The sequence below is a fragment of the Pedobacter sp. G11 genome (genome assembly GCF_003860265.1).
GTDB classification, from domain to species: Bacteria; Bacteroidota; Bacteroidia; order Sphingobacteriales; family Sphingobacteriaceae; genus Pedobacter; species Pedobacter agri.
The window spans coordinates 2,433,758-2,451,727 of the sequence record NZ_CP034190.1 but is presented as its reverse complement, the minus strand read 5'-3'; the positions used below and the strand labels follow the sequence as shown (position 1 = coordinate 2,451,727).

The 17,970-nt window shown below is 38.7% G+C and carries 13 protein-coding genes; 3 read left to right on the top strand and 10 right to left on the bottom strand.

The window, feature by feature from the left end; all coding sequences use genetic code 11:
• Nucleotides 1–81: 81 nt before the first annotated feature.
• Nucleotides 82–1,401 carry a hypothetical protein gene (locus EA772_RS10595; protein ID WP_124913028.1) on the bottom strand — a complete coding sequence of 440 codons (1,320 nt, stop codon included), beginning with the start codon at nt 1,399–1,401 and terminating at the stop codon, nt 82–84.
• A gap of 709 nt (nt 1,402–2,110) precedes the next feature.
• Here EA772_RS10595 and EA772_RS10590 point away from each other — a divergent pair.
• Nucleotides 2,111–2,338, top strand: coding sequence for a LuxR C-terminal-related transcriptional regulator (locus EA772_RS10590; protein ID WP_029204370.1), 228 nt, complete (start codon nt 2,111–2,113; stop codon nt 2,336–2,338).
• 156 nt (nt 2,339–2,494) lie between these two features.
• Here EA772_RS10590 and EA772_RS10585 read toward each other — a convergent pair whose 3' ends face one another.
• From EA772_RS10585 to truA, 9 genes are all read right to left on the bottom strand, one after another.
• Nucleotides 2,495–3,337 (bottom strand): cyanophycinase, encoded by an 843-nt coding sequence (locus EA772_RS10585; RefSeq protein ID WP_124913026.1) that lies wholly within the window; start codon nt 3,335–3,337, stop codon nt 2,495–2,497.
• A complete protein-coding gene (locus EA772_RS10580) occupies nt 3,337–4,362 on the bottom strand; it encodes an isoaspartyl peptidase/L-asparaginase family protein (protein ID WP_124913024.1) in 1,026 nt (341 codons plus the stop codon). The genes EA772_RS10585 and EA772_RS10580 overlap by 1 nt, the downstream gene beginning before the upstream one ends.
• Nucleotides 4,363–4,368: 6 nt before the next feature.
• Nucleotides 4,369–5,460 (bottom strand): cyanophycinase, encoded by a 1,092-nt coding sequence (locus EA772_RS10575; RefSeq protein WP_168187517.1) that lies wholly within the window; start codon nt 5,458–5,460, stop codon nt 4,369–4,371.
• Between the two features lie 127 nt (nt 5,461–5,587).
• The gene (locus tag EA772_RS10570) at nt 5,588–6,979 is read right to left on the bottom strand and encodes a RagB/SusD family nutrient uptake outer membrane protein (protein WP_246834088.1); all 1,392 of its coding nucleotides are present in this window, start codon (nt 6,977–6,979) and stop codon (nt 5,588–5,590) included.
• Nucleotides 6,980–6,990: 11 nt separating this feature from the next.
• Nucleotides 6,991–10,302 (bottom strand): SusC/RagA family TonB-linked outer membrane protein, encoded by a 3,312-nt coding sequence (locus EA772_RS10565; protein WP_168187516.1) that lies wholly within the window; start codon nt 10,300–10,302, stop codon nt 6,991–6,993.
• A gap of 158 nt (nt 10,303–10,460) precedes the next feature.
• Nucleotides 10,461–11,633 carry a FecR family protein gene (locus EA772_RS10560; RefSeq protein WP_124913018.1) on the bottom strand — a complete coding sequence of 391 codons (1,173 nt, stop codon included), beginning with the start codon at nt 11,631–11,633 and terminating at the stop codon, nt 10,461–10,463.
• Nucleotides 11,634–11,725: 92 nt separating this feature from the next.
• Nucleotides 11,726–12,313 (bottom strand): RNA polymerase sigma factor, encoded by a 588-nt coding sequence (locus tag EA772_RS10555; RefSeq protein ID WP_124913016.1) that lies wholly within the window; start codon nt 12,311–12,313, stop codon nt 11,726–11,728.
• Between the two features lie 37 nt (nt 12,314–12,350).
• Complete coding sequence (locus tag EA772_RS10550) at nt 12,351–14,123, bottom strand: ABC transporter ATP-binding protein (RefSeq protein WP_116169646.1); 1,773 nt, start codon at nt 14,121–14,123, stop codon at nt 12,351–12,353.
• 160 nt (nt 14,124–14,283) lie between these two features.
• Nucleotides 14,284–15,036, bottom strand: coding sequence for a tRNA pseudouridine(38-40) synthase TruA (gene truA, locus EA772_RS10545; protein WP_210405089.1), 753 nt, complete (start codon nt 15,034–15,036; stop codon nt 14,284–14,286).
• An 85-nt stretch (nt 15,037–15,121) separates the two neighbouring features.
• Between truA and EA772_RS10540 the strand changes: the two genes are divergently transcribed.
• Entirely contained in the window at nt 15,122–15,577 is a 456-nt protein-coding gene (locus tag EA772_RS10540) for a DUF4293 domain-containing protein (protein ID WP_124913012.1), read from the top strand.
• A 388-nt stretch (nt 15,578–15,965) separates the two neighbouring features.
• The gene (locus EA772_RS10535; RefSeq protein ID WP_124913010.1) at nt 15,966–17,867 is read left to right on the top strand and encodes a DEAD/DEAH box helicase; all 1,902 of its coding nucleotides are present in this window, start codon (nt 15,966–15,968) and stop codon (nt 17,865–17,867) included.
• Nucleotides 17,868–17,970: the final 103 nt, after the last annotated feature.

The following is a 17,970-nucleotide window of genomic DNA, read 5'->3' as shown; positions in this document are numbered from 1 at the left end:
CATAGATGGATGATAAAATTTATGGATTAGCATGCAGAAAAAGGTATAGCAGCGATGAAGTAATTTGAAAATGAAGGCTGATTAATAAGATTCGCCGGTATTGAGATCGGATAATTCAGGAGATGCAGCCGTGCCTATTCCATTAAATAAAATTTTAACCCCCAATACTTTACCAATAGATTTATCATAGGTAGTGTTGAGCAAATTTTTATCATTAATAAACAAGGACACTTTTTTATTTTTTACTAAAAGTTTTACATTGCCTCCGGCACTAAAATCATAACTCATGTTGCTTAGATTTTTAGAGGTGCCATTTACTTGAAGTTCAGAAAAGTTATACTCAGAAAAAGCAGAACAACTCGGTTTTACCATTAATACACGGTGCCGACCCTCACTGCCAAGGATAAAGATGCTGGCTTGCATACAGGCAATTCCGGGCCTGCTTTCTTCAGTTTTTAATTGACACTTAAATAAAAAATTATCGCCGCTGATGTTACTGGTATGAATGTTACTAAAACCTATCATAAAAGGTTTGGAAAGGTTTATTCCGGCCGAATCCAACTGTTTGGCTGAAACAAATAATTTTTGCTTCGATAGCGGTTTGAGGCGGGCGATTGGGAACGCACTGAGCGAATCATGACCAGAATTTGCTACCCACCCCTTGGTTTGCATGGAAACCGCAATCGTATCGATCGCTTTATTTTTATAGAACAACCGAACATGTACTACACCAGGATTTTTAAAAAACTGCACCACTTCCTGGTTTGCAGTAATCGTTTTCAGCGGTCCTTCATCCATAAAGTTTATTGTAAACTGCTTATCTTCGTTTACATTACCTAGTCGCGATAATTTGAATATCGCCGTGTGCGGCACCTCACCATTCGGATTTTCACAAATCAGACTAACTTCACCAGGTTTAACCTGATCAATTTGGTTGAAGACTATAAACCCACCCACTGCAACGGCCAGTATAAATATAGCTACACCAATAATTAGCTTTGAAGTGCGGACTTTAGAAAGCTTTTCGTTGGGGGCGGCATGCTCGATATCAGCTACTTTAATTTCTTGTTGAATCGCTGGTGCCACCTGAGGTGCGAAACGGTTAATCAGCTCGAATTCCTGCCAGTCTCTATAACCGATAAATTGCGCCAATGCATCCCGGGTAGCTTTTTGAGGATAGTATCGGGTGGGCGTTTTCAGCCTTCCAAAAATCCTTTTTAACGTATTTTCACTCAAATAAACTTTGGTTTGCCTCCCTAGCTGGCTGTTTAAAAGATTATAATCCGGAGAGCGCCAATCTGCTATTGGCTTAGTGCCCATTTTTTCTTCGATCTTTTTACAACATAAATCTAAAATTTCGAAGAACCGTTTATCGTCAGATGGTGTAGGGATAGTTGTCATTATTAAGTATGATCTGAAGCTGTTTCAAAATTAATTAATGTTGTTCAGGATATTTAAAACTTATATGAAAAAATGCCAGACCAAGGATGATTCAGAAACCAGGAATGTGCTTTATCTCATCAACCCTGAGGTCTTGTACCCAAATAATCAATGCTCAATATCAAACCGGAAAGCGATTGACAAGTAATAGCCATCATGATGTAGGGAATAATTTTATGTAAGATGGCAAAAAGATAGCTAAAAAAGCTACGCAAACGTTTGTCCGTTTTCTCAACATTAACGAGCAAACATTTGTGGCGGAGGAAAAATTAAAGTTCGAGCATATTCAGGTAAACAACAGATTGAAAATATCAACCTGGAACTGATTTGAAGGAAAAAGGGCTGTATCATAGATCAGGTATCCTTTAAAGCCTTTATCTTTAACCTGAAAATAACCCGCAAGGGCGAATTACAGGTTTCAGACACTTATTCTGATTTCTCAGAAAGCAAAGGATGCCATTTCGTATTGATGATACAGCCGCTTAAATATTTTATATTTGGTTAGAAAAAAAACGCTCTACCTTGAGCGGCAGAGCGTCCACTATTTAATCTATCGTCCCGGAAAGACTAAAGTCTAAAGTTATCGCATATTTATTTTATTTATTATAGCCCTTTTGAGCTATGAGAATCACAAAACAAAGTGAATATTTTTATGGTTCAATTTAATTAAATGAGAGAAACTAATAATTCCCCAAAAATAATGGGTATAGATGACCTTGAACTCAAAATGATAGAATTGATAGCGCAAGGATTGACTTATACTGAAATAAGTGAAAAACTTAAATTAGAAGAAAATAAAGTTGAAAACATCAGGAAAAATCTAATTATCAAAACCCGAACGAAAAATACAGCATCGCTGGTGTCGTTTGCTTACAAGTATGGTTTATTAAAGGTTTAAAATTATCCAGCTCAATTGATTGATTTCAAATTAAATCTGGTGATACTTGGAAAGTTTCTGAAGATACCAAAAACAAAAAATGCGCTGCAAGTAGACAGCGCATTTTTTTTGATTGTTATTTCGCTATGAGTGATACTCAAAGCTTAATTTTTTGGATTAAGGTTTAATTTCAATCACATCGCCGGCGGTAAAAATTCCAAATTCAGCCTGACTGAACTTTATCAAGCCTTTACCGGTTTTTTTCAAATTCTTCGGTTTAGCCAAACGGATTACCTGGCTTTCGCCTGCAACTGTAGCGTTATTGCCGTGAACAATAATTGCAGTACTTTCATCAATGCCGACACATACCAGATCAGGATAAGCAGCCAAAGCTGAAATCAGGCGGTTGTAGCGATTGCGTTTTAGAAAATGCTGATCGATAATGGTATTTTCCAACAAACCCATACCCTGAGAAAACTCGATATTTTTATCCCAAAGTTTATTAAAGGTCTCTTTGTAAACCGTATCCAGCAATTGCTTTCCGGTAATCATGTACTTACTCATTACCGCAGCGCCTGCACTTGTTCCGGCAATGGTTGCACCGTTTTGGTAAGCTTTATGAATGGCTGCGTATACTGGAGTGTTCAATACTACATTCATAAAACGGCTTTGATCACCTCCCAGAATATAAATCAGCTTTGCATTGGCTAAAGAATCGGTCCATTTCCTGTCATTTACATCATGCCTTGCGAAATTGAAATTTTTAATGGTACGTGGATCGAGCTTTTGCAACTGTGTGGAAAGCGTTCCAAAACCGGCATCAGGAACTTCACTTGCCATCGGTAAAACTATGATGTAATCACTTGGTTTCAGTTCGGCTGTGTGGAGCATCTGCTTCATCAACGCATCAGAGCGATTGCCACCGCCGATAATAAATAGATTTCCTTTTGCTGTTTTGCTTTGCGCATTCGCGAATAACGAAACCCCAAGTAAAAAGGCTAATAAAAAAGCGTTTTTCATTATTTATAAATGTTGACTTCAATTTTACCATCGGCAGTAATTGCACCGCGATACATTCCTTCGGTATTAAAAGGCATCGAGATATTTCCCTTTTTATCCAATGCAATTAAGCCACCATCGCCACCCATTTTACCCACTTTATCCAACACAATTTTAGAAGCTTCATTTACCGATAGACCTTTATATTCCATTAAATCGGAAATGGTTTTTGCCACCACGTTACGGATGTAAAATTCTCCCCATCCAGTACATGAGACGGCAGCTGTTTCATTATTACAATAAGTTCCAGCGCCAATAATTGGTGCATCACCAACGCGGCCATACTTTTTATTGGTCATGCCGCCTGTTGAAGTTCCGGCTGCAAGGTTACCTGCTTTATCTAAAGCCACGCAACCCACAGTACCAAATTTGTAATCGTGGTTTTTGCTACCCAACAATTCTGATTTTTTGCTGCCATGATCTAAAACCGCTTTGGTAGAATCCTCTTTAATGGCTTGTTGTAAGCCATCCCAGCGCTCTTTAGTCCAGAAGTATTTCGGATCTACGATTTCTAACCCTGCTTCTTTAGCAAACTGATCAGCTCCGGCACCCACCATCATCACATGCTCAGATTTTTCCATCACCGCTCTTGCCGCAGAAATTGGATTTTTTACAGTAGTTACGCCGGCAACTGCTCCTGCCATCAGTGTTTTTCCGTCCATAATTGCTGCATCCAGTTCGTTTCTGCCGTCATGAGTAAAAACAGCACCTTTACCCGCATTAAAATGGGGATCATTTTCCAAAACATGAATGGTGGCTTCCACCGCATCTAAGCTGGATTTCCCGGATTTGATCTGGGCGTAACCGGCCTGCAAAGCCTGTGTTAAAGCCGCTACATAAGCAGCCTCTTTTTCAGGCGTCATGTTTTTCTTTAAAATGGTTCCGGCACCGCCGTGAATTACCATTACATATTTTTTCTGCTGCGCCGAAACATTCAATGTAAGTACACTGAATAATACTACCGCAAATAATTTTAATGCTCTCATTTTTATCTATTGATCTTTTTTATTTAACGCTCCGTTATCAATCCACCACCAATACCATTTTCCACCTGTAGCTTCATTAGCCTTAAAGTTAGCAACATTAAAGTTTCCGCCACCATTAACCGAGGCCGTAATTTCATAAACTGCCAATGCTTTTTCACCGTTGTTCCAGATTGCTTTTTTAAAAGCTTCCATTTGCTCGGGCTGTTTACCTGCATCAGAAGAAATGAAATAGGCATAACTGTAAGGTCTGGTCACCGAATAATCTCCAAAAACTTTGGCCATTCCATCTTTATCAATACAAACAGCAGTACGTTCATCAGCTGCGATACATTTAGCCGGGGTTTTCCAATCCTTATTGATCCTACCTAGAAACACAGCAGATCTTCCATCGCGATCGCGGGTTAAATAATGCTGATCAGTAATTACATTTTGCAAATACGGTGCTTTCAAAAAGTCGTTATTGTAGAGTGTAATATTGGCATCATAAGTATTGGCTAAAGCTTGTGCAGAGGTAACGCCACCAGTTTCTCCGCTGTAATAAAATCCACCTAAAATGGCACAACCGGCGCTTGTTCCGCCAACGGGCGCTTTTTTATCATTTAACAAATAATTTAATGCCTGTTCGGTTTTAGTTCCTTTCCAATTTCGCATGTAATCAGATTGATCGCCACCGGCGATGAAAACCATTTCTGCGTTCCTAATGATGTAAGCCACCGTATCATTGTTCGCCAATGCTTTGGTATTGATCAGCAAAGTTTCTACAGAATTTACGCTACCCAATCCGTTAATGTACGGGTTGTAAGCATCCGTTCCGGTGGCACGTAATACGACAACATCACCTCCTCCACTTCTTTCAATCATCCATTTAAAAGCCGCATCAACATCAGCACCGCCACCCATTAGAACCATTCCTCCATTTGTAGGCTTCACCACATTAGAAGTATCGCCAACAATGCCTATCGAAGCTGGACGGCGTTTAGCCATTGGTGTTGCCGTCCCGCCGCCTGTTGGCTGACTCGGTGTTTCAGTAGTTTTTCCGCAACCCGTTACTGAAAAACAGGTGGCCATCAAAAAAATAAATAAGGATTGTTTCATCATTAACATTTAAAAGACTGTATCATTATTTAGTTTGTCAACCTGAGCCTGTCAAAGACTAAAAGATTATCTTTTTGCGTTTCGACAGGCTCAACATGACAAGGCACAGGAATAATTATTTATAATTAGCCTAGTAATTAGGGTTTTGAACAGTTTGTTTATTTACAGAAATTTCTGCGGCAGGAATTGGAAACGCATACTGCGCCTGAGTAATTGGCAAAGTTATCGCTCCAGACGCATTTGCAGCATCAGCAGCTAATCTTACTACAGGTAAACTTCTTCTTTTTAAATCGAAAAAACGATGACCTTCGAAAGCCAGTTCTTTATAACGCTCTTCTAAAATAGCCGCAATTAAAGTTGGTTTATCAGCGAAAGTAGCATTTACATAACCATTGATTCGGGCATTACGTAAAGCGTTCAAATCTCCTGCTGCATCGCCAGTAGATTCTGCTTCAGCTTCCGCTTTAATCAGATACATTTCTCCGGTACGGAATAATTTAATATCAGTTAAACCTGGAGCTGTTGAAGTACCGCCGACATATTTATTTACCAAATATTGAGATCTGGTTCCTGTTCTTGTTGCATCAAATCTGATGTATGCCGGATAGCGTAAATCGTTCACTTTATCAAAAGTGTTGATCAATTTAAAAGCTGGCGCATATAAAACAATTCCCCCAGTTTGGCGGAAATAGAAATCGCCTAAACGTGAATCTGTTGTACCAACACGTTTTGCTTTCCAGATGACTTCGCTATCATTTGCATCCGTCCAGATGCCTGGAAACTGTGCTTTTGTAGCCAGTGGAAAAGCTGCAATCGCCTCGTTCGCATACGTGATGGCTTCGCTCCAGTTTTTCTCATACAAAGCCAATCTGGCCTGAATGGCTGAAACAGCCGCTTTGGTAATTCGGGTTTTATCTGTAAAAGTGGTCGGAATTAATGGTTTTGCAGCCACTAAATCTGCTTTTGCATTGGCCACAACCACTTCGAAATTATCTCTTGCAGGATAAATAATTGCTGAGGCTTTCATATAAGGAACGCCCAGGGCACCTGTTTGATAAGAAGATGCGTAGTTACGCAAAAGTTCAAAATGAAAGTAAGCCCTTAGCGCCAACAATTCTCCACGATAACGAGAACCGGTAGTGGCATCGGCTCCTGTTAACGTTAGTGCATCCAAACCCGCCAAGGTTCTGTTAATGCGATCGATGGCCACATAGAGAGTATAATACTGAGAAGTAACAGAGCCACTTCCGGCATTATATAACCATCTGAAAGCATCGCTATTTCCAACCGTGTTTTCTGTTGGGAAGGTTGCTTCATCTGAAACGGTAGAGACTACACCGATGGTGCCGCCATCTAAAAGTGCATAAGCACCCAAAACGCCTAAATTGATATCACTAATATTTCTGTAGGCCTTATCAGGGGATATGGTATCTGTTGGGACTAAATCCAACTTTGCACAAGACGATGTTAAAACTAACAACGAAAATATAAGTACGTATTTTTGATAGATTTTATTAATCATTGCTGTAAATATTAAAAGTTAACGTTTAAGCCTGCTGTGTAAGTTCTGGTATTTGGATATTGAAAACGACCGTAAACTGCATTATTTTCAGGATCTAAACCTCTCCATTTTGTCCAGGTTAATAAATTCTGACCTTGAACGAAGATTTTAACCACCTTAATGAATTTAGTTTTTTCCAGTAAGCTTTTTGGTAAAGCATAACCAATGTTTACATTTCTCAATCTTAAGAACGAAGCATCCTGAATATCTTTTGAAGTAAAGTTTCGTGGAAGATCGAATTTTTGCAAGATGGCATCATTTCCTGTATCACCTGGAACCTGCCATCTATTGTCTAACATCCTCACCGATTGGTTACTGGTCGCATAACGTTGGTTTTCATTATAAAAATCTTCGTTATTCCAACGCATTACATTAGATACGAATGAAAATAATGCAGATGCAGTGATGCCTTTGTAACTTAATGAAGTATTAAAACCTCCTGTAAAGGTCGGATATAAACTTCCCGAATTGGTGTTACTTTGCGTATTTACGTTATATGCTGTAGTAATCGATCCATCAAGATTATAATATTGAGGTTCTCCGGTTTGCGGATTAACACCTCCCCAATCCGGAGCATAATAAGTTCCGTATGGCAACCCAACTTTCAAAATCCTGGTGTCACCATCAGGATAGGAATCCACTAAATCGGTAACATGCAGGATTTTGTTTTTGTTGTAACCCGCGTTAACGCCAATTGTCCAGATGAAATCCTGGTTTTTGATCACATCTCCGCTCACCTCAAATTCTACCCCTCTGTTTCTCATTACACCAGCACTTAAATTCAACTCACTGAAACCCGATGTTGCTGAAAGTGGTTGATTAATGAACATATTGGTGGTTTTTCTATTGTAGTAATCAACTGTTACACGCAATCTGTTTTTCAACATGGCTAAATCAAAACCCGTGTTAAATTCTTTTACATATTCCCAGTCGAATGCATCGTTACCTGGCGTAGTTGCCCTTAATGCTGCCGCACCGCCGTAAGAGGTGTTTACTGCGTAAGTTGGTAAATACAAGAAATCGCCACCGAAAGGACTTGCCGTGATACCGTAACTTGCTCTTAAACGTAAATCATTAATTAATTCATTATTCTTTAAGAACTCTTCTCCTTTAACATTCCAGTTTGCACCAAATGAATAGAAACCATGCCATTTATTTTCTGGCGCCACTCTGGTCGATCCATCGTAACGGTAGCTTCCCGTCAAGGTATATTTATCATCATAAGTATATCTCGCTACACCCATGATTGATGCTAAAGCATTTTTAGTTTTGCCACCAGTAGTACTTGGTAAAAATGTTGCACTACCATTTGTTGCACCTGCCGGTGTTTCTGGTAAACGACCATCAATACCATAAGCGCTAAAACCAAATGAGTTGTAATTATTATAAACGTACTCATAGAAAGCAGAAGCTTCAAAATCATGGACTTCGTTGAATTTCTTAGCGTAAGTTAAACCAGTTGTTGAAATAATGTTGAAGTTTCTTCTGCTTGCATCCGTTAAACGACCTTTTCCACCCAAGGTGTTTGCAACACTTCTTGATCCGTAATAAGAATCCGGATTTACAAATTGCTGGTCGGTAGATTGACGGTAATCGATACCTGCCCTGGTTGTAATCTTCAATTCTGGCAAAATCTGATAAGCAAAATTGGTGCTGATGATTGATTTAAACTGTTCTGTTTTATCTGATGAATTTAGCAAACGTTCTAAAGCCTGACTACCTTCACGCTGATCTAAAATAAAATATTGAGATCTGTTTCCTGGGTGTACCAATGTACCATCAAATGCATAAGGATTTTCGTAAGGCAAAGCATAATAAACAGAGGCCATTGCTGTTCCTGCTCCGGTTCCACCCTCGCCTTCAGTAAAGCTGGATTGCGAATAACCGATGGATACATTTGTGCTTCCACTAAATTTACCATCATTAAAATCCAGGTTACTTCTTAAAGAGTAGCGGTCCAATCCAGTACGTTTCGCTACACCTTCCTGGCTATAATAATTCAATGAGTTATAAAAGCGTAGTTTCTCGTTTCCACCGCTGATGCTCACTTGTTGTTCCTGGAATTTACCACGTTGGAAGAAAATATCTCTCCAATCGGTATTAATTTGTTTTAAACTGTCAATGATATAATCCGCACGGGCACGAGATGCTGCCGTTCCTGCAGCATAGGTTGGGTTTTTTGGAGAATATGTCCAGCCTGGACCAATGTTACGGCCGAAACTTGCACCTATTTCCTCTTCGAACTGTAAGCGTTGCGAAGTGTTCATCATTTCGAAATTTGGTCTGCTTAAGTTTGAGAAACCATATTGCGAAGTATAATTAACAGCAACTTTACCGGCTTTTCCTTTTTTGGTTGTGAGCACGATTACCCCGTTCGATCCTCTTGAACCATATAATGCTTTTGCTGATGCATCTTTTAAAACCGTCGCAGATTCAATATCTTCTGGATTGATGGTTTGAAAATATCCGGCTTCAATTGGCACACCATCTAAAACAAATAATGGTGTAGATGAACCATTTACGCTACCAATACCACGGATCACTACCGAGGCACTTTGGCCTGGCTGACCAGAAGTAGAAATAACACTCATACCCGGAACGCGACCCTGTAAAATTTGATCCACTGTTAATCCCGGAACGGTATTAATTTTTTCAGCGCTAACCAAAGAACTGGCCGCGGCAGATTGCGTTTTGGTGTAATTGGTATAACCTGTAACCACCACGTCGCTTAATGTTCCGGCAGACGGTGTTAGCTTCAACGATCCCAATTGTGCTCTTGCAGTTACTTCCCTATCGGTATAACCGATATAAGAAATAACTAAAGTTGCGTTTTCATCTACATTTCTGATGGTGAAATTTCCATTGGCATCTGTTACAGAAATTGCAGACTGCCCTTTAACACGTACTGAAGCACCCGGCATTGGGTTTCCGTTTTCATCAACAATTTTACCTGTTACATCAATGGCTTTTGCAGCCTCATTGCGATTTGCTTTTGGAAAAATTAAAATGGTGTTTTCTTTAATCTCCCAACCAAAAGGCTGTGATTTTAAGGCTTGGGTCAACACATCATTCAGCTCAGCGTTTTTTAAGTCGATGGTCACTGGTTTCGATTTTTGCTGAACCAAATCGCTATCATACAAAAAGAAATAGCCGGTTTGGCGTTTGATTTCCTTTAAAACACGTACCAATGGCACATTTTTTTGGCTAATATTGATGCGTTGAGAAAATGCAGCAGCACTTACCTGAATGCATAAAACAGTCATTAGAAAAATAAAAATTTTCATAGCCCTAATAAATTGTTGGTTTAAGTAATTTGTAGTAAAGCCCATTGGTTTTTCGGCCGTGGGTTGACTACCTTGAGTGTAAAGATTCATACATTCAGTTGGGTTTAAGGTGGTTAATTGATTAGTTATTGTTTGGTGGCGGTTAAGCCGATTATTCTTTATTTATGATCAGCGATTACTTTTAACTGCCGACCTTCTAAAAGTTCAAATTTGATATTTCCTGTTTTTTCCAGCATTTTTAACACTTCAGATAGTTTTGATTTTCTGGGTACCATACCATTATACCTTTTGTTTGGAACCGTAGAATAGTCGATTTTGATATTATACCATCTTTCGAGTTGATTCAAAATAATCTTTAAATCAGAATCATTAAACTGGAAAAGGCCATTTTTCCAGGCGGTTTCATCATTTGTATCTACATCAGTTGATACATCGATTGTTGAGTTTTTTGCTAAGCCGGCAATGGCTTGTTCACCTGGCTTTAAAATTTTAGAAGATTTCAGATTACTGACTTTCACCTGGCCTTCCAGCAGTGTAGTTTTAATGGTATGATCATCCATGTAACCATTGATATTGAAGTGGGTACCTAATACCACCACATGTTGATTTTGAGTCTCCACCTCAAAAGGTTTTGCCTTGTTTTTTGCCACTTCGAAATAAGCTTCTCCAATAAGGGTAACCGAGCGTTGTTTACCCGAAAATACTTCAGGATATTTTAATGATGATGCTGCGTTTAACCACACTTTTGTGCCGTCAGGCAATATAACCTGGTACTGCCCGCCTTTCGGCGTGCTTATGGTATTGTATGCCGTAGTATTTAATGAATCTTGGCTACCTGCAACAGTATAAACCAGTAGACCATCTTTGGTTTTTGAAATTTTAACGCCATGCCTATCACTGATGTTTTCAGGCGTTTCATCGTCCAATACAATTTTTGTTCCGTTGGCTAATGTTAAAGTGGCTTTATCAGTACCTGGCAAAATATCAAGATTTTCAGTTTTTGCTGAGGGTAACGTTGCCGTAGTAAACGATTTCCTATTTAATAAAAAATACCAACCAGTCGATAATGTGATCAATAGTGCGGCAGCCGCTGCATATTTATAGAAAGGTATACTTCGAGGTTTCTGCTGAGAAGCAATATTGGCTTGAATAGATTTGAAAGTCTGTAATTCAAGATTACTGATTTCATCTGTCTCACCGGTTTTATCCGCTCCCTCCCCCAAAAAATTATAATATTCCTCTATGAAACGTATTTCTTCGGCGCTTGCATGGCCGGCAACATAACGTTTAATAATATTTTGTAGATCTTTTTGAGGAAAAAACTTACCCATAGTTCTGGCATTTATATATACATGTACCAGAAACTTAAAAATATCCCAAAATTATTTTAGTTTTTTTCAAAGAATTAATTTCTATGGATAATTTATTTCAAGAATGAGAAGCAAAATGCAGCGACAAGCAAAAAAAGGTGGGTTAAGCGGAATTTTAACGCATGCGTCGCCGTGGTTAACTGATTTTGAACCGTTTTTTGAGAAATATTAAGCTTTACGGAAATTCTCGCTGTTGATAAACCTTCAAAATAATGCATTAAAAAAATCTTTCGGCGTTTTTCGGGCAGTGCTTTGATAAATAATTCAATTAAAAGCTTTGCTTCGCGATCTAATAGTGCACCATCTGCATCAAGCGGAGAGATCAATTGATTTTCAAAAGATGTAGCGAAATAGTTGTTTTTTGGCGTTCTGGCAATGTGTTTCAACACTTGAAAACGAACAGCCGTATGCAAATAAGCGAGTGGTTTTTCTAAATCAAGCTCCGTTTTCCTGTTCCAGAGATCGGTAAAAACGTTTTGAATAACGTCCTGACATTTCTCTTTTTCGGGCAAACGCTTGTAAGCCGCGTTGTAAAGTTCTACCCAATAAAGTTTATAAATTTCACCAAATGCGGCCTCATCTCCTTGCTTTAATAAGTCAAAAAGTATTTTATCGTGCTCACTATTTCTCGAGGCGTTCAATGATCAGGTTTGTTAGGAAAACCAAACATAATCATTTTTAAGAACTTTTTGCTATTCCTCCTGATGAGAACTGAAGATCGTAAAGCTTTTTGTAATAACCATTTAGCTTCAGCAATTGTTGGTGGGTTCCTTTTTCCTTAATTTCACCTTTATCTAATACTATGATCTGATTTGCCTTTTGAATGGTAGATAAGCGGTGTGCAATCACAATTGAAGTTCGTCCATCCATTAAATTATCAATGGCCTTTTGAATTAACAATTCGGTTTCAGTATCAACAGATGAAGTTGCCTCATCTAAAACCAAAATGGCAGGGTTGTGCACCAGGGCACGAATAAAAGATATGAGCTGTGCTTGTCCGGCAGAAAGCGTAGCACCTCTTTCCATCACATTGTATTGATAACCGCCAGGCAAACGTTCGATAAATTCGTGTGCACCAACTTTTTTAGCTGCATTTACCACTTCCTCAATTGTAATTTCAGGATTATTTAAAGTGATGTTATTTAAAATGGTATCTGAAAAAAGAAAAACATCTTGCAGGACGGTAGCAATATTACTCCGCAAATAGTCGAGGTCAAAATCTTCGATACGAATTCCATCCACTGTAATTTCACCTTTTTTCACTTCATAAAAGCGATTCAGAATATTAATGGTTGATGACTTTCCGGCACCGGTTGCGCCAACCAACGCCACTGTTTCTCCTGCTTTAACATCGAAAGACAAGTCTTTCAACACGTAATTTTCATCGTTATAGGCAAACCAGACATTTTCGAATTTAATGTTTCCATCAAGTTTGGCTGGTTTTTCCGTTCCGGTATTCACCGTAACCTCATCTGTATCTAATACTTTAAATACCCGTTCTGCACCAACCATACCCATTTGCAGGGTATTAAATTTATCAGCCAGCTGGCGGATTGGCGTAAAAACCATCCCTAAATACATGATGAATTGTGTAATGGTTCCGGGTGTAACATCCAGCGGTTTCTCCAGAATACTTTTTGCACCGTACCACACCAGCAAACCTAACGACATGGCAGAAATTAATTCAACAACAGGAAAAAATATGGAATAATACCAATTGGAACGGATGTTCGCATCGCGGTAGCGTTTATTAATGGCGTAAAACTTTTTGTATTCCTGTCTTTCTCTTGCAAAATACTGAACGATAGAAACACCTGTGATATGCTCCTGCAAAAAGGTATTGAGGTTAGAAACTTCATTTCTGATTTCCTGAAAGGCAACTTTAATGGCTTTCTGAAACTTCCGTGTTGCGATAATTAACAACGGAATTGGCAAAAGCACCACTAAACTCAGCTCCCAATCGGTGTAGAGCATTACGCCCACGATTACTACCACCTGCAGCGAATCGCCAATCATCGAAATTAATCCTTCAGAAAAAATATCAGCTATGGTTTCTAAATCAGAAACGGTGCGGGTAATTAACTGGCCAATTGGTGTTTTATCAAAATATTTTAAACGTAAACTGGTAATATGGTTAAAAACTTTGATTCTTAAATCGCGGATTACCGATTGTCCAAGCGTGTTGGTTAAAAGCGTATGGTTATATTGAATCAGCGTTTGCAAGATCAACATAAAAATCATCAGCATGGTCATCTTTACCAAACCTGAATAATTACCCAGTAAAATATAATGATCAAGTGTGTATTTTATGAGGAAAGGACGAACCGGAGAAATTGCAGCAAGCAGAATCGTCAGAATAACCGACCATACAAAAACAGCACGGTAAGGCTTCACATATTGAAAAATACGTTTTAGCAATCCTGTATTGTATACTTCGCCTGTTACTGCCATTTTTAAGGATTATAAGTTATAGGTTATAGGTTATAGGTTATAGGTTATAGGTTATAGGTTATAGGTTATAGGTTTGGAAAGTGTTTTCTAAAAAGGTTTAATAAATATTTTCATGTTTTATCTCGAATGGTAAATGAAACTGCCAACTCATTACTTCAAACTACCTCAAATACGGATATTCTACTTTCACTAAATACAAACCACAGGCAGGTACCGATTGTCCGGCTTTGCTTCGGCTTTTACTTTCAATTACTGCTTTAAATTCTTCCAGGTTGATTTCATATTTCCCTACCCTGACCAAGGTACCCATAATTGCCCTCACCATGTTACGTAAAAAACGATCGGCTTCAATGGTAAACACCAAACCTCCATCTGTTTCTTCAAAAACAGCTTTTACAATTTTACAATTATTGGTAAAAGTTTGGGTATTTGATTTACTGAAACAAGAAAAATCGGTGTAATCTAACAACAATGCCGCCGCCTGATTCATTAAATTTAAGTCGAGCTTGTCTTTAACCAGCCATGACCGGTTTAATTTAAAAGGATCTTTTTCGAAATGAAGGTAATATTTGTAAGCTCTTGCAGTGGCATCAAATCGGGCATGCGCTTCTTCGTGAACCGGAATAATTCTTTTTGCGGCGATTTGATAGGGTAACATTGCGTTAATTCCTGCAACAGCTTGCAACACTTTTGATTCTTCCAGATTTTCTACGTCGAAATGCGCATAAAATTCAGTAGCATGAACACCAGCATCCGTACGACCACAACCTAACGTTTCAATCGGCTGTCGATAAAAAGTAGACATCGCTTTATCTAACAACTCCTGAACGGTAACGGCATTGGGTTGAATTTGCCAGCCGTGATATTGGCTGCCGTCGTACGCAATTTGTATGAAATACCTTTTTTTATTCAAAACGATGCAAAAATACTTTTTCCTTTTATTAGATAAGCCTGTAAAATGGAATTAAATATATATTTGTACACTTTATTAACTTAACATGATACAAAGAATACAAACGATCTGGCTTTTACTGGCAACAATTGTTTTAATTTTAATGTTGTTTTTACCAATTGCAACCAACCTTGGCGTTCAGGAATCAACGCTTTATATAAAAGGAATTCAGCAATCTTACAGCGGCGATGGTTTACTGGTAAAAACGAATATTCCAATATTATCCACCGCTATACTCATCACACTAATTTGCTTCATTAATATCTTTAATTTTAAAAGAAGAAGCCTACAAAAGAAGATAATTATTTTTACCATCGTTGCAATTATAGGCTTTGCTGTCTGGTGTAGTATCTACCTTAAACAACTTCCCGGTGGCATCGAAGGTGCATCTTTCGGCGTTGGTGCTTACCTGCCTGCGGTGGCAATCTTATTTTTATTGCTAGCAATTTTCGGTATTAATAATGATGAAAGGTTAATCCGCTCTGCAGAAAGGTTGCGTTAATATTTATAAAATTTTTCTTTTAAATCCGATTATAATGGAAACACTTTTATCTGTTATCCATAACCTCATGCTGAGGCACAAAGCATCTTCAACTGAATGAAAGAGATGCTTCGTCCTCAGTATGACAGCAACAATTAAAAATATTGCAGTGTAAAGCAGGCCTATTTTACAGCACAGCGTACATGTTATGCTTTTCAAAACGAAATGTTTATAGAAGATTTTAAGAAGCATTTTTAAACTTGCACATCATCCACTTTTCATCTTCTTTTTTGTATCTTTTGTTTCTTCCTTATTTTCAAATATTTAGCCCAAAAAACTATTTCCTTAACTATCAGTAAAATACGGATTATTAACCGTACCTTTGCGGCTCAATTAAAATAAAAGACGAATGACAAACCCATTTCAATTATTGGGGATAAGTGATGACGTCGTTAATGCCGTAAAAGAGCTTGGATTTGAAACTCCAACGCCTATTCAGGAGCAAAGTATTCCTGTACTGTTAGAAGGCACTAATGATTTTGTTGGTTTGGCCCAAACAGGAACAGGAAAAACAGCCGCATTTGGTTTGCCGCTGTTAGAACTAATCGATTTTAAAGTTAATAAACCACAGGCATTAATTTTATGCCCTACCCGTGAGTTATGCTTGCAGATCGCTAACGACCTTAAAAACTTTTCTAAAAACATTGCTAATGCCCACGTTGTTGCCGTTTATGGTGGAGCGAACATTATGCAACAACTACGCGAAATACGCCAAGGCGTTCAAATCGTAGTGGCCACGCCCGGCCGTATGTTGGATATCATTGGCCGTAAAGCCATTGATTTTTCAAATGTTAAATATGTGGTGCTTGATGAAGCAGACGAGATGTTAAACATGGGTTTCCAGGATGACATCAACGATATTTTATCAACTACTCCTGATGACAAAAAAACCTGGTTATTCTCGGCTACCATGCCGGCAGAAGTTCGCCGTATTGCTAAAAAATACATGCATGAGCCTGTTGAATTAACCATGGGCACAAAAAACACTGGTAACGTTAACATCGAACACGAATATTATATTGTTCGTGCCCGTGATAAATATGCTGCCTTAAAACGTATTGTAGATTTCAACCCTGAAATTTTTGCTGTAGTATTTTGTAAAACCAAATTGGATACACAAGATGTTGCCGAGCATTTAATTAAAGATGGTTACAACGCTGATGCTTTACACGGCGATTTATCGCAGCAACAACGTGATAAGGTAATGCAACGTTTCCGTGAGCGTAACATGCAATTGTTAATTGCTACTGATGTTGCTGCCCGTGGTATTGATGTAAACAACGTTACTCACGTAATCAACTATTCTTTACCTGATGAAATTGAAAGTTATACCCACCGTTCTGGCCGTACTGGTCGTGCCGGTAAAACAGGTATTTCAATCTGTATCATCAACTCTAAAGAATTAGGAAAAATCCGCCAGCTGGAGCGTATTATTGGTAAACAATTTACCAAAGCTGAGCTTCCTACAGGCTTTGATGTTTGTGAGAAACAATTATTCTCATTGGTACATAAAGTACATAATGTAGAAGTTAACAACGAACAAATCGATCAGTACATTCCTCGTATTATGGATGAATTTGCTGACTTAACTAAAGAAGATGTAATCAAACGTTTCGCTTCATTGGAGTTCAACCGTTTCTTAGACTATTATTCTAAAGCACCTGATTTAAATGCAGCTGTTGGCGATGAACGTGGTGAAAGAGGTGAGCGTGGTGAAAGACGCGGACGTGGTAGCGAAGGTTACACCCGTTTATTTATCAACTTAGGTTCGGTAGATGAGTTTACCCGTGGCGACATGTTATCATTTATCTGTAACAACGGAAAAATTGCTGGCAAAAGCGTTGGTAAAATTGATTTAAAAGGTGTTTTCTCTTTCTTTGAAGTAGAAGATGATGTAGCTGATAAAGTTTTCGAAGGATTTAAATCTGTAGAATTCAATGGCCGTCAGGTTCGTATCGAAAAAAGCGGAGACGGTGGACGTGATGGTGGTGAAAGACGCGGTGGCGGAGAAAGACGTAGCGGTGGTTTCGGCGGTGAACGCAGAGGCGGCGGTGGCGGTGGTTTCCGTGGCGGCGACAGAAGATCATCTGGTGGTAGCGGAAGACGTGAAGGCGGTAGTCGTGAAGGTGGAAACGCTGGTGGTGGTTTCAGAGATTTCTCTGGACGCAGCCGTGATGAAAAAGGCGGAAGCGGACGTAGAGAAGGTGGAAGCAGAGAAGGTGGAAGTGGCGAACGCAGAAAAAAATGGTAAATCACTAAAACCAAATATTTTACAACCGGTCTTGTTTATTCAAGGCCGGTTTTTTTTTGCTTAAATTCTTCTCAACTAAAAAATATTAACACAACATTTAAGC